Source organism: Aporhodopirellula rubra (assembly GCF_014192335.1).
Classification (GTDB): domain Bacteria; phylum Planctomycetota; class Planctomycetia; order Pirellulales; family Pirellulaceae; genus Rhodopirellula; species Rhodopirellula rubra.
Genome location: NZ_JACHXU010000002.1, coordinates 520,365 through 534,547, shown reverse-complemented (window position 1 = coordinate 534,547; position 14,183 = coordinate 520,365). Strand labels below are relative to the sequence as shown.

The 14,183-nt window shown below is 57.7% G+C and carries 9 protein-coding genes; 6 read left to right on the top strand and 3 right to left on the bottom strand.

Translation table 11 applies throughout. The features are described from left to right. Positions 1–379 precede the first annotated feature (379 nt). From lpdA to FHS27_RS04570, 3 genes are all read left to right on the top strand, one after another. Positions 380–1,801, top strand: a complete 1,422-nt coding sequence (gene lpdA, locus FHS27_RS04580) for a dihydrolipoyl dehydrogenase (RefSeq protein WP_184302239.1) — start codon at positions 380–382, stop codon at positions 1,799–1,801. Between the two features lie 78 nt (positions 1,802–1,879). Next, positions 1,880–2,371: an ATP-dependent zinc protease family protein gene (locus FHS27_RS04575; protein WP_009099573.1), complete on the top strand. Its 492-nt coding sequence runs from the start codon at positions 1,880–1,882 to the stop codon at positions 2,369–2,371. 183 nt (positions 2,372–2,554) lie between these two features. Further along, positions 2,555–3,769, top strand: coding sequence for a RimK family alpha-L-glutamate ligase (locus tag FHS27_RS04570; RefSeq protein ID WP_184302236.1), 1,215 nt, complete (start codon positions 2,555–2,557; stop codon positions 3,767–3,769). 43 nt (positions 3,770–3,812) lie between these two features. Here FHS27_RS04570 and FHS27_RS04565 read toward each other — a convergent pair whose 3' ends face one another. Continuing rightward, on the bottom strand, positions 3,813–5,069 hold the full coding sequence (locus tag FHS27_RS04565) for a DUF6807 domain-containing protein (protein WP_184302234.1): 1,257 nt from the start codon (positions 5,067–5,069) through the stop codon (positions 3,813–3,815). A 235-nt stretch (positions 5,070–5,304) separates the two neighbouring features. Between FHS27_RS04565 and FHS27_RS04560 the strand changes: the two genes are divergently transcribed. Together FHS27_RS04560 and FHS27_RS04555 are read left to right on the top strand one after the other, a co-directional pair. Further along, entirely contained in the window at positions 5,305–6,219 is a 915-nt protein-coding gene (locus tag FHS27_RS04560) for a lactate/malate dehydrogenase family protein (RefSeq protein WP_184302231.1), read from the top strand. A 183-nt stretch (positions 6,220–6,402) separates the two neighbouring features. Next, a complete protein-coding gene (locus FHS27_RS04555) occupies positions 6,403–8,364 on the top strand; it encodes an ABC transporter ATP-binding protein (protein WP_184302227.1) in 1,962 nt (653 codons plus the stop codon). 163 nt (positions 8,365–8,527) lie between these two features. On the opposite strand, the gene FHS27_RS04550 is transcribed toward FHS27_RS04555, so the two are convergent. Then, positions 8,528–11,995: a PVC-type heme-binding CxxCH protein gene (locus FHS27_RS04550; RefSeq protein WP_221224886.1), complete on the bottom strand. Its 3,468-nt coding sequence runs from the start codon at positions 11,993–11,995 to the stop codon at positions 8,528–8,530. 250 nt (positions 11,996–12,245) lie between these two features. Between FHS27_RS04550 and FHS27_RS04545 the strand changes: the two genes are divergently transcribed. Beyond that, positions 12,246–12,707, top strand: a complete 462-nt coding sequence (locus FHS27_RS04545) for a hypothetical protein (RefSeq protein ID WP_184302224.1) — start codon at positions 12,246–12,248, stop codon at positions 12,705–12,707. A 135-nt stretch (positions 12,708–12,842) separates the two neighbouring features. Here the strand turns inward: FHS27_RS04545 and FHS27_RS04540 are convergent, their stop codons facing one another. Further along, positions 12,843–14,075 carry an esterase-like activity of phytase family protein gene (locus FHS27_RS04540; protein ID WP_009099552.1) on the bottom strand — a complete coding sequence of 411 codons (1,233 nt, stop codon included), beginning with the start codon at positions 14,073–14,075 and terminating at the stop codon, positions 12,843–12,845. Between the last annotated feature and the right edge of the window lie 108 nt (positions 14,076–14,183).

Below are 14,183 nucleotides of genomic sequence, written 5' to 3'. Positions count from 1 at the left end.
ACTTTTTACGCGGGGCAGTGATTGATACGGGGCAGTGATTGATACGGGGCCGTTTTTCACGCTGGATATACCGTATCGAGCGGAGGCCCATGGATGCCCCTTTCTCTGCCTTCCTTTCTTTTGGCGTCTCTCTCTGGCCGGAATCAATGTTAGCGGTTTTCAGTGGACCGCTTTGGCGATCGATCGTGTGGATTGGGGTGGGCGGTAGGCTCCGATTTTTTGGCGGGAGGGCGATCGCGTCTTTGGCGGGAGGGCGAACGCGGAACCGATGGCCGAATCGGTGATGAAGCAATCTGCAGTGGAGTCGACAAGGGGTTGGTGATCCAGGACAATGTTCGCGAACTCACCCCCCTGCTCTCCAAAACTGAAAATCACTCGCATGACAAAAACGGCTCGCCACGAACTCGTCGTCTTGGGCGGCGGTCCCGCAGGTTACGTCGCCGCGATTCGGGCTGCTCAGCTCGGCATTGATGTTGCCTGCATTGACGATAACCCTCGCTTCGGAGGCACCTGCGTGCGAGTGGGCTGCATTCCCAGCAAAGCGTTGTTGGAATCGAGTCATCTCTACGAGGAAGCAAAGCATCGGTTCAGTGACCACGGGGTGGTCGTTGGAGACGTGGAGTTGAAGCTCGACGTGATGATGGCTCGCAAGAAAAAAATCGTCGACACGCTCACCGGCGGCATTGATCTCCTGTTCAAGAAACGGGGGGTGACGGCGTATCACGGGCGAGGGCGATTGCGAGATTCCGAGTCGATCGAGATCACCGCCAGCGAAGGTGCCGCGGACGATCAACCGCAAGTGGTTACGGCGGATCAAATTCTGCTCTGTCCCGGCAGCGTGCCGGCTCGGTTGCCATCGGTCGAAGAGGACGGCGATCGGATCGGCAACAGCACAACGGCGTTGTCGTTTCCGGAGGTCCCGGAAGTGTTGGTCGTGATCGGCGGTGGCTACATCGGATTGGAGCTTGGTAGCGTTTGGAATCGCTTGGGCAGCAAAGTGATCGTCTTGGAAGCATTCGACCGCATTTTGCCTGGCTTGGACAAAGAGCTCGGCAATTTGGCTCACCGTTCGCTAAAGAAACAGGGCATCGAATTTCGCACCGGTACGATGGTCGAATCGGCACGCGTGGACACGTCGCAGTCGAAGCCGTGCACGGTTGAGATCAAAGACGGTGATCCGATTTATTGTGATCGCGTGCTGTTGGCGACCGGTCGCACACCGGCAACCGACGATCTTGGGCTCGCGGCCGCGGGTGTGCAAACGGATCGGCGTGGGTTCATCGAAGTCAAAGACAACTTTGAGACCAGCGTCCCAGGAATCTATTCCGTGGGCGATTGCATCGGCGGTGCGATGTTGGCTCACAAGGCGATGGAAGAGGGCGTCGTTTGCGTCGAGCGGATGGCTGGAATTGCCAGCGAAATGAACTACGACGTGATTCCCGCGATCGTTTACACTCATCCTGAAATCGCAATGGTCGGGCAGACCGAAGAGCAGCTCATCGAAGCGGGGATTCCGTACAATAAGGGTGTGTGTCCCTTTGGTGCGAACGGGCGTGCCCGAACGCTCGGTGATACAGAAGGCCGTGTCAAAATTCTGGCGCACGCGGAAACCGATCGCGTTCTCGGCGTGCACATTATCGGTGTGCGGGCGGGTGATATGATTGCCGAAGCGGCTTCGGCGATGGAGTTCGGCTGCAGTAGCGAGGACATTGCGCGAACCTGTCACGCTCACCCGACGCTCGCCGAAGCGGTTCACGAAGCCGCGATGGACGTTGACGACCGAGCCATTCATACGGCATAGACGAGGTGATTGCACCTCATGATCGGTGGGCGGACGTTCAACTGCACCACCTCACTTCCTTCATTTAAGTTCGACGATATGGACGATCCCGAGAAGGACAATCCTCCCAACATCGAGACCGAGCCGATGTTCATCATCGGGTGGCGGGAGTGGGTTGGGTTGCCTGATTTGAACGTTCGCCAGATCAAGGCGAAGATTGATACCGGAGCGCGGTCCAGTTCGATTCATGCGTTCGACGTCGAAACGTATATGCAAGACGATATTGAGCGAGTTCGGTTTTCGATCCACCCGTTCCAGAATCGAGACGATGTCCACATTAATGCGGACGTGCCGATCCTCGAACGTCGGCACGTCCGAAGCAGCAACGGTGAGGTCGCCGAGCGGATCGTGATCCGAACACAGCTCGAGATCCTGCAGCGTCGCGCGTTCGTCGACTTGACCCTCGCGAACCGCGACGCGATGGGTTTTCGCATGTTGGTCGGGCGGGAAGCGATTCGAAATCATTTTCTCGTCGACCCAGCCGCATCGTTTCTCGCAGGCCGTCATCATCGTCGCAAAAAACGCCGTTGAGCGACAACGACGCGGCAGACCGAGAGTCAGTCGTCGCGTCGAAATATTCCACTAAGTCGAGCGAATCCGTAATACGGTCGATCGATATACACCCGGCGATTTGAATTCTACACGGCTGCTGAATATGCGTTACCGTAGTAGTGATTCAGCCGCACACTCCGTCTCATCCCAAAGAAGATACTCATGAAGTTAGCCATCCTGTCCTGCAGCCCTAAGTGCTATTCAACGCGACGATTGTTGGAAGCGGCCCAGCATCGTGGTGCGGAGGCGAAGGTGCTCAATACGCTGAAGTTTGCGATCGACCTCGAGCAGGGTGAGCCGGACTTGTATTACCGTAGCAAGCATTTGGGTGATTACGACGCCGTCCTGCCGCGTATCGGCGCGTCGATCACGTATTTCGGAACAGCTGTTGTTCGGCAGTTCGAGCAGATGGATACGTTCAGCGCGTGTTCGTCGGCTGGCATCAGCAACTCGCGAGACAAACTGCGCAGTTTGCAAATTCTCAGTCGTCATCAGATCGGTATCCCGCAGACAACGTTCGTGCGTGACCGCAAAGACATCTTGCCCGCGATCGAACGAGTCGGCGGCGCACCGGTCATCATCAAATTGCTCGAAGGCACCCAAGGCGTTGGTGTGATTTTGGCCGAGTCGGTGAAAGTCGCCGAAGCGATTATCGAGACGTTGCACAGCACGAAGCAGAATGTTCTGGTTCAGCGATTCGTTTCCGAGAGCAAGGGCCGCGATATTCGGGCGTTTGTCGTTGGGGATCGCGTGGTGGCGTCGATGCGGCGGGTTGCCGTTGGTACTGAGTTTCGCAGCAACGTGCACCGGGGCGGCGTGACGGAGTCGATCGAACTCGACCCGGTCTATGCCGAGACCGCGGTACGTGCGGCCCAGATCATGGGCCTGCGAGTGGCCGGGGTCGACATGCTCGAAGGCAATGATGGGCCGCAGGTGATGGAAATCAATTCGTCGCCAGGCCTCGAGGGAATTGAATCGTGCACGAAGTTGGACATCGCGGGTGCGATTATCGATTACATGATCGCTCAGGTGGACTTCCCCGAGGTCGACGTTCGGCAGCGATTGACGGTCAGTCGTGGTTACGGCGTGACGGAGATTCACATCCGGGACGGGTCTGAGGTCGTCGGTAAAACGATCGATGAGTCAGGGTTACCGGAACAGGATATCAACGTGTTGACGCTCTACCGAGGGACGACGGTGATCCCGAACCCGCGGTTGAAGCGAACGCTCGAACCCAACGATCGGTTGTTGTGTTTCGGCAAGCTTGAATCGATGCGAAGTATGGTTCCCGAGAAAGTTCGCAAGCGACGTCGGCCGAAGATCAAGCAGTTGCCTGCTTCGGCACAGCAGATCCAAGACGAAATTTCACACCAATAACGTGGTGTTGAAATTTTATTCGTGAAGTAGCCTGGTACGTCGGTTACTTCACTTTTGTGGCGGAGTAGGCGTCGAAGTGGGCGGCGGATTTGGTCGCATCGAACCCGCCGTCGTGCAGAATCATGCGGGCGTTCAACGTGAGTGTTTGTCCCTTTTTGATCTTCACGCCTTCGTAGTTCGCAGCGTTAGCACTTTTGTCGCCAAATTGGCGCCGCCCGAACGGGTTCGCGGCGAATAATCCGTAGGTGCGGACGTGCCAGTTGCAGGTCGGTAATTTGTTATCGGGGTGGTACATCATTGTGATGCCCGCTCGCGGCCACGATGCAGCGTTCTCCGCGTTGGTCTCGTCGGTATCGAGTGTCCAGTCGCTCGGGACAATCGGGCCGCTGTAATCAACCCAGTGAGAGGGTTTGCCCCATGCGGCAGCGTCTCGGAGGCCCTCGGCGTTGTGGATTTCGCCGCCGAGTTTAGCGTCTACCTTCATCGTTCCGGCAACACGAACTCCGAGTGTGCCTTCTTTTGTGTCGCCCATCATCACGTCGTCGTCTGCCGCGGTCAGTTCGATCGTGATGTCGATGACCGTGTCGCCGAGGTGTTCGCCAAAACGAAATTGCCGTCGGTCGGATAGCAGGCGTTTTTCGTCGGGGGTGAGCCAATCGTTCGTTGTTACGATCGTGCATGAACTGGAGGAGGTTTCCTCGCCATTGATCACGGAGGCCGTTTGGCGAACACGGACATCACCGCTGCGATGGACAACTCGCCCCGTTTCCGGCCCCGGATCGTCTAGCCAGAAGTCGTATTCGTTGACGATGCCGTGCGTGAACCACACCGAACGATGATGATCGTGATCAGAACGTTCGAAGCGCCGGGCGGCCTCTGTGTTGTCATTATTCGCAACAGCTGTTTGCATCGGAAAGTTTCGCGTCAGTGGCAATCCACGGGGTGATAGCAGAGGATACAAACCCGGCGTTCCTTTTAAGTTTGCGTGATATGTCGTGATTGCTTGGTCGCCACGGTAGATTTGCCAAACGGGAGATTTTGGATCATTCGACGACATTTCGGTGCGATAACCGAGGTGCGACGTGACGCCGGTGGCGGCGACCGCGTTGGCGACTGCGGTCGCTGCTGATGGGTTGGAATCGCTCGTTTCGCGTGGGAATCCGACGGCGGATGTTTGCGATTGTGCGCAAACGGTATCTCCAATTGTCGCTAGCAACAAAAAGAGGGTCAGGAACTTGAACAATACAGTCCGATCGTGGATGGTTTGATTGTGCGGTGCTGTGTTATCGGAAAATCGCATCAGGTTTTCTCAAATCGGACGGGACGGTAGATGATCGCAGATAGTGTAAATCAATCTGATGATCCACGCCGAGAAATGTGTTGCACCTCGACGTGCGAGCACCGGTCGGTAGGGGACTGGTTTTTTACCGATCATGGGTCACCATGCGAGATAGGTTGCGCCGTGGCGGCGAGCCTATTCCCCACAATCTTCAAACTGCTGTTCGTTTAAATTTACAGAATGGTCGCAAAGCGATATGAAATTTAGCATCGTTGGAATGGGGCGTGTCGGATCTGCCATTGCGTTTGCGGCGACGATGGAGCCGATCGTCAGTGAACTTTGGTTGTTGAATCGATCGATCGAAAAGGCCGAAGGCGACGCGATGGATTTGACCCACGCGAGCGTGTTGCGAAACAGCAACATGACGATCCAGGCGGGGACGGTCGAAGATTCGGCGGGATCGGATGTGATCGTTTTCACGCCATCGGTATCGCCGACGAGAGCCGATTGGAAACGCTCGGACCTCGCGCTCGGAAACCGTGGGATTCTCGAGGAGTGGTTGCCTCGCCTCGCGGAGTTGAGCCCTAACGCGGTGTTGATCATGGTGACCAATCCCGTCGACGTGATGACGTACGAGGCGATTCGTTTGACCGGGTTTCCGCCTGCTCGAGTGATCGGGACAGGAACGTTGGTGGACAGCATTCGCTATCGATCGCTGTTGTCGGCCGAACTGAAAATTCATGCCGACGATATTCGTGCGTACATTTTGGGGGAACACGGTGACGATCAGTTCGCGGCGTATTCGGTCGCAATGACCGGGGGCGAAAAGTTTTTTCCCAGTGAAATGACGCGTCGGTTGTTCCGCGAGACGGTGAACCTCGGATATGAAGTCTATAACCGAAAGGGTTACACGAACTACGGGATCGCCTTGGCGACGATGACGATTGTCGATTCGATCGTCTACGACCTCCGCCACACGATGCCGGTCAGCGTGCTGGTCGATGGATTTCTCGGCGTCAGCGACGTGTGCTTATCTTTGCCCGCAGTGATCGGTCGGGAGGGAGTCACACGAGTTCTGCATCCACCATTGTCCGAGGACGAGGCGGACTTGTTTCGCGCGTGTGCGGCAAAAGTGAGAGGAACGATCGATATGATGGCGGGGGTTAGGTGACAGGTTGCAGGCTGGTGCCTATTCCCTCCCCCCGTTTGCCAGCTTCACCGTCCTCTTGTTTCCCTGTTTCCCTGTGAAACTCGTCTTCGCGGGCTCAAATCTCTCTGGCGGTTGATGTTGGGGGGCTGATATGAATGACGGTCATGTTTTACGCGCACCGTCATTTAGATTTTCACCGCTGATATGAAGTCTTTCCGCCGAGTATTGCACCTAGCCGCGCAGCGACGTTTATCGATGCTAGGCATTGTCGTGACTTCGTTGATCATCGCAGCGATGTGGGGCGGCAATATCAGCATCTTGTACCCGATGACCGAGGTCGTTTTCGAAGGCGACGACCTCGGTGCGTACGTCCACACGCAGATTGGGACGACCGAAAAAGATCTTCAGGAAATCAATACAAAGTTAGCCGACGCGGATCTTCCGGCAGTCGAACGTTCCGAATTGGAATTTCGCCACAAAGCGGTCACGTATTCGTTGAGTTGGCTGCGATGGTGTGAACCTCTAGTCACCCGATATGCTCCTCCGGGGCCGTTCAACACTCTCTTGCTCGTTGTTGGGTTTCTGCTGGTGTGCACGGCGATCAAACTGGTTGCCTTGACGATTAACATGATGTTGGTGCAGTACATCGCGGAGGGGACCGTGATGGAGTTGCGTGAGAAATTTTTCCGCAAGGCGCTGAGCCTCGATCTCGATCATTTTGGCGAGAACGGTTCGGCAAATCTGACGAGTCGATTAACCAACGACGTTGCTCACGTGGGCGTGGGGTTGAGTACGCTGATTGGTCGATTGATCCGCGAACCTCTGAAGATGATCGTCTGTGTCGGGGCGGCGTTCATCGTTTGCCCTCGTTTGTTGTTATTAGTGATGGTGGTGACGCCGGTAGTTGCGTTCGTGACGCAGCGATTGAGCCGCGCGATTCGCCGAGCGAGTCGTCGTGTGATGGAAGAGATGAGCGGCCTCTACGGGATGCTCAATGACGCCTTCAACGGCATTCGTGTCGTGAAATCATTCAACACTCAATCGCGAGAGCGAGCGCGTTTTCGGACACACGCCGACGCGTATTTTCGTCGTTCGATGAAGGTCGCGTTCTACAACACATTTGCCCGTGGCACGAGCGAGATGCTCGGGCTGACGACGGTCGGTTTGGCGATTTTGGCGGGTGGCTATTTGGCGATCAATCAAGAAACTCATTTGCTCGGACTGCGAATGAGCGACAAACCGTTGGACGATTCTCAGGTACTGTTGTTTTTCGCCTTCTTGATCGGTGCTTCGGATCCAGCGAGAAAACTGACGGACGTCTGGAGTGCGTTGCAGCGTGGCATCGTCGCATCCGCTCGGATCTATGAAATCATTGACGCCCCGGTCCGCGTCACGGAGCCGGCTAACGCAATCAAACCGCCACGGCCTCACAATGACGTTCGGTTTGAAAATGTTCACTTTCAGTATCCGTCGGGACCGATGGTTCTGCAGGGGATCGACCTGAATATTTCGCATGGCGAAACGGTAGCATTGGTCGGCCCGAACGGTTGTGGCAAGAGTACGTTGATCAGTCTGTTGTGTCGGTTTGATGACCCGAACGAGGGCCAGATTTGTTTGGATGATTGTCCGATCAATCAGATGGCCACGCGGGACCTGCGGCGCCGGATCGCGTTGGTTTCGCAGCGAACGGTCTTGTTTGACGACACGATCGAAAACAACATTCGTTACGGCAGTCCGAGTGCCGACAGTCACGATGTCGTGCGGGCGGCTAAGCTCGCGTTTGCGGACGACTTCATTTTGCGAAAGACGCCGAAGGGATACCAAACGTATCTCGGTAGTGGCGGTGTGCGATTGTCGGGCGGACAGATGCAGCGGATCGCGTTGGCTCGCGCGTTTTTACGCAACCCCGATATTTTGATTCTCGACGAAGCGACGAGTCAGATCGATATCGAGAGCGAAATGTTGATCCACCGCGCCTTGGAAACTTTCTTGAAGGGGCGTACGGGAATCATGGTCACGCACCGAGCCAGCACGTTGGCGTTGGCGGACCGTGTCGCAGTTTTGGACCAAGGCAAGATCGCCTCAGTCGGAAACCACGAAAAGTTGATGGTGGAGAACAGTTTCTATCGCAACCTGTATGGCAGCGAAATCGCCGACGCGGCGTAGTGTTATTTGCGCCGAGCGACACAGTCGTTTTTGGCCCGTTGGCGTTTTTAGGCTGACGTGGATTACCGTTGCGGTTTGTATGTGTCCGGTCGCTCCGCGGTCGGAGGTGTTGTACCGACCTGGGAGCGTTCGGCCACTTTGGTTTGGCCACTTTGGTCGCTGGTTATTCGATGTCGGAGCTGGTTCGCGGGTCGACTTGGAGGCTCGCGAGATAGGCGACTAGGTCGCGAAGCTCACGCGGTGACATCAGATCAGTGAGACCGGCGGGCATGGAAGACTTGCCTTTCTTTCGCGCGACGATCAGTTCCTTTTCGATCACGTTTCGGGTTCCGTCGGCGGCGATGAGTTCCACGGTATCTTCGTTTTCCGTTGCCACGATGCCGGTGAAAACGCCACCGTCTTCATCCGCGATCACGGCGGTTTCAAACCCTTCGGCGATGCGAGCATCGGGGAGGCAGATTGATTCGAGCAGCGTGCGTCGGTCGCGTGTCTTGCCGATCACGGTCAGATTCGGGCCGACTTCGCCGCCCGCCCGATCGACTTTGTGGCAACGCACGCAGGAGAGTTCCGTTTTGCCGAGGAAGATCTTTTCGCCAGCCTCGGAATCTCCACCGTGAAGCGAGTCGATCCATTTCGCGAGTGGTTCGGTGCCCTGCAATTCGCTCCGATACGCGTCGATCTGTTCGGTTGCTGCGGGGGGTAATCGTTTCCGCACCGCTTCGGCGACATTCAATCGAACATCCGTGGGAAGCTCTCCGCTGAGGTATTGTTTCAAACCGAGTTGGAGATGCTCGATCGCGAGCGGTGATTCGTTTTCCGCGATGAGGTCCCATGCCAGGCCTCGGACGACTTGGCTGGAACTGCTCGTTGCGGCGATCAGCCGTTCGATCGATCCCGCCGAGTCATATTTGCCGAGAACCCGAAGACTCGCGAGCACAATTTGCACGGGCTGTTGCAGGTCGACTTCGCGGGCCAATTCAATTGCCAACGATTTTTGCAGTCGACCGAGTGCGGTTAGGGCGGACGCACGAGTCGAGGGGCGGAGTTCCTTGTTCGTGAACCGTTTGACGAGACTCGGAGCGATTTTTGCGATGCCCAGTTTCGAGCCGACGTCGATTGCTTTTTCGCGGACCGCGTCGGTGGCGAGCATCAATTCATCGATGCGGCTGGATAACGCCGTTTTGGCAACTGAGTCACCCGCGACGGGCGGTTTCGTGGTCGTGCCGGGTAACGGTGTTCGAGTCGGTTCGGGGCGTGGCGGCAACGGATCGTATTCGTTGGTGACCCGGCAGCGAGGGTCCGGTTTGGTCCAGTCGGCGAGCGAGTCGATCGCTTCGATTCGGGCCCATCGGGGCGAGCGGTCCGATGCGGCGAAACCGGCGATCGCGTTGGCGGCTTCCGTTGTTCCGATCCGGAAACCCGCGGACAGGACTCGGCGGAGTAGGGGCTCCGAATCGATCGGCAAATCGGGAGCGGAGATCAGTTCGGCGAGGGCCTCTTCGGCGACGGGGATCGGTTCGTCATGGATCGCCATCGCGGCTTCGGCCACTACGATGGTTTCGGGATCAGAGAGGAATTCGGCAACCTTTTCACTGCGTCGGCTTCGCAGGGCGGCGACTGCGGCGCGTCGCACGTCCACGCTCGGGTCGCTCTTGAGGTCGACGAGCGATTGGTCTTCGGCGGCTGTGGCAAGGAAGTGGATGGCCGCGTGACGCAGCGCCGGGTCTTTGTTCGCGTTGGTTTCGACGCGGCTGATCACGCTGGACAACATGGCGGCGGTCGCGGGCGATGGTGTGGTGTTGCGAGCGACTAGGTCGGACAGCGCCATCAATGCGTGGTAGGCAACGCGGGCGTTTTCGTCATTGATCAACGTGGCCATCTTTTCGACTGCGGCTGCATCCTTCTGGTCACCGGCGAGGTCGCACGCGGTGGCGCGGACGTATGGGTTCTCGTCATCGAGACAAGCCCGCGAAGCTTCGATCACATGGTCTCGTAGTTCGCCATGCAGTCGCACCGCGTGTTCGGCGCCCCAGAACCCGTGCAATCGGAATCTCGCATCGAGATCCGTGTTTGTGGCTGTTGCGATTAAAGCGTCGACTTCGCCTCGACGTGCGAGTTCCCACTGCGCGGCCAGTCGCACGCGGCGATCGGCGTGTTGCAGATTTTGGCTCAGCGAGTCGACATCGGAGGCCGCCCAATCCGACGCCAGCAATTTGCGGACTTCATCGACGAGCGAGGTTTCTTGTTCGGTCGGGTCGGTGATGCAATAGATCCGACCTTTGCCTAAACCCTCCCATCCGTCGACCCAGTCGCTGACGATGAGTTCACCGCCGGGGCCGAAGGCGAGGTCGGTAGCTAGCACATTCCAAATGGGTTGGTCGTTGTCCCCGAGGGAATAGAACGCGCCTTCGTTTTTCAGTTCGAACGATCGGATGCCGCTGTTGCTCGGTCCGCCGCGGAAATCACAAATCAGGAATCGGTCTTTCAGGCGTGATCCGAAACCTGTTCCGGGATAATAAGCGAATCCAGAGGGGCCGTCGGTCAGGTTCGCGATCGGTGGAACGAGGTGAGCGGGTTGATCGTTGCGATGGGGTTCCCACAATTTTTGACGACCGAACGGGCCACGGTCAGGGAGGTATTGGTAGTGCATTCGCCAACCGCTGTCGCCGTCTTCGAGCAATGCCACCACTCGAGCCTTGTCGCCACTGTCACTGTTGTTGTCGACTGTGAACCAGTCGCCGTAGTCGTTGAAAGCGAGCTCTTGAGGGTTTCGCAGGCCGTGCGCGAAAACTCGCAGATCGCTGCCATCGAGTTCGCAACGGAACACAGCACCTTCGGCCGGATTGGACAACACGCGTCCATCGGGAGTGGCGACGTGAAAGCCGCGGTCGCCGATGGAAAAGTACAGCCGTCCGTCGTAGCCCATCGTGAGGCCGTGGAGGTCGTGTCCACGGAAAGCGACTCGAACGCCGTAGCCGTCCGACATCACCGATTGTTCGTCAGCGATGCCGTCGTTGTTCGCATCCGTCATCCGCCACAGTTTGGGGATACAGGTGTAGTAAACGTGATCGCCGTGAGCCAGGATGCCGGCGCCGGTGCCTTCCTCAAGGGCGCTGAACCCGTCGGCGAAAATCGTGCTCTCGTCGGCCTTGCCGTCTCCATCGCGGTCGACGAGCCGGCGGATGCGATCTTCTTGCTGTGCGTAGGCGGCGGCGCCCTCGCCCAGCAAGCGTTTGTGATAATCGATTCGGTCTTGGACCGTGCGGGCAGCGAGATCGGCCAGCAACCAAGTTTCGTCGTGTCCCCGGTTATCGGTCACGCCACGGTCTTGCCGGAACGATTCGCAGACATAGACTCGCCCGTGGGAGTCGACGTCCAACGCCACAATGTTTGCCACGTCGGGTTCGGCGGCGAACAGTTCGATTTTCCAGTCCGGTTCGATGCGGATGACCGACATCGCCTCGTCCGGATTGTTGGTCGTCTCCGCATCTTCGGCGGGTTCCGTCACGGTTTGCTCGATTCCTAAATCGACGGCAAAGGCGAGCGAAAAGCAGAAGATTCCCGAGAGCACGCCCGCGAGGGCCGGAGCCCAACCGTTACGCCTGTAAACTCCATTCGATACGCGGCGCATTGAAGCGCGGAGAAGATGCTTCATAGGAAAAATCATTTTGGTTTCGCGAGAAGAGAGAGTCGGCGGCGTTGCGATGGTCACCCACGGCGAAACCAGACAATCCGGGCGACATTCTCTAGGATAGCCTCAGTTGGCAGAAATGAACAAGATTCCGGCCGCGTAAATCCATTAAACTGCAACTCATTAAGCCTTTGTGTCAAATTTGCGTTCCGCGGGAACGTGGCATCCGATCCCTTCGACGCACCATTCCATGACCGAACCTGTTCCCCCGAGCGAGCCGATTCCTCCGAATGAGCTGAGCGTTGTTTCTGCGGACGCAGTCCCGACGGATGTCTCCGGCGGTGACAAAGGAGATGACGCGTCCGGCGGCGGACCGGTTCGTCGTGGCAGCCCATTTGCCAAATCAACGTCTTCGGCGTCGGCAACCAGTGAGGCGGCATCCGGTGCGGGCAGCGGCGGAGATTGGGTGGTCACTCACGAGATGCTCGATCCCGAATGGGGCGTGCTCCGGGCGGCAAATTGGGCGTCCGCGTGGGTTGCGATCTTCGCGGCCGCCTGCGTGACCATGTTCCCAGGCGGTGGCGTGGTTGTCGCGGCGTTGGGGTGCGGGCTCGCCTCCGTGGGGCTGTTTTCCTCTCGCCAGTTCAGTGCCGCGGTATTGTTGGTTTTGCACGCATCGCTCTTTTTCGCGTGCTACCAACGCCTGTTGTGAACGAGGCCGGTTTCGTTTGCGGATGTCCGCGTGCTGAGGCCTCGCTGCGGTGCATGGAGTTGTTTCCATCCGGCGCCGCTGGCGATGGGGACACGGAATCCACTCGCGGGCGCGACCGGTTGGCGGCGTTCCGGCTCAGTCTTTCAGGCCGGTGATGGCGAAGCAGTCGAACTCGGTTTGGTTTGCCGAATCGAAGTCGTTGTCGTAGCACACCCACAGGGTTTGCCGTCCGTCTTCGAGTTTCGGCCCCCAGCACAAGCCTTCGGCTTTCTCTTTCGCCCGTTCGCCGCCGAGCCCGAAGCGAGGGTCGAGCAAGTCGATCAGGAGCGTTTTCTTCATCGCGACAACGCCTTGGGGCAATCCGGTCTCAGGCAACGATTCGATGTCGCAGACGTCGGTCGCGCCGCGCATGTCGGCCAGGTAGATTTTCTTTTCTTTGGCTTCCAAGCCCGCTTTGCCGTCGCGTTCGAGCACGAGGAAGCGGTCTTCGTCGATCGCGAGCACTTCGCTCAATCCGTTCCGTTTGCTGTCCATTTGGTAAACGATTTCACGGACGCATTCATGGTGAGCCCCGTACACGATGCAGCGGCAGTTCACACCGAGGCTCATGCCCTTGTATTCGACCGAGTCTTGAACCAACGGGCTTTGTGGCATCGTGAGTACGCGGTTTCCGCTCGGCGTGATCGCGATCCCTTCGAGGCCGCGGTTATAGGCGACGCCGCGAGTCCGGAATCCGCCTTCGGTGCGAGCACGACGGAGGAATTTCTCGGGGACCGGAAACTCTTCTTGCACTTTGCCCGACAAATCCGCAATCAACACATGTGGCCCGTATTCATCGCTGAGCAGCAGTTTGCCGTCGGGCAGTCGCCGGATGCCTTCCAGGTCGAGTGCCGTCCATTGGTGATTCGGATCTGTCGAGACGAGGTGGGCTTCATCGGCGACGGCTGATCCGACAATCGGTTCCCCGTTGGGGGCGGACAGCAACCGCGTGGCGACCAATTCGCATTTGATCGTGTGATGTTCCGGATCGACGGTCAGCTCGGCTTCGTGGTAACGGCATCGGTAGGTGACCTCTCCGTCGCCGGCTCCGCGATCGGCCAGCAACCAGAATCGGTTTCCTTCGCCGCTGTATTCCATCGCCGAAAGTCCGCCGAATTGGTCCGCGGCGGAGCCGTCTTCCAGTGTTCCCTGCTCGCCACTGAGGTCGTGGACGGATCCGTCCAGGGAAACGGTCGCAACCAAATCGACCGAGATCGGATTGGCATCCGCGGTGGCCGTGAGCGTGGTGGGCTCAGCAGCTACGCCCAGGCGACAAACCAATAAAACGCAAAAACAAAGGTTTCCGACAACAATCGTCCGACGACTCATACCAATTCCGCCTCAGCGAACCGTGGTCAATCGCAGAGCGTTGGGAACGCTTCCCAGACTTCTGTCTCTGTATTCACCGCCACGAATTGTGTTGACTTTCGGAGAAAT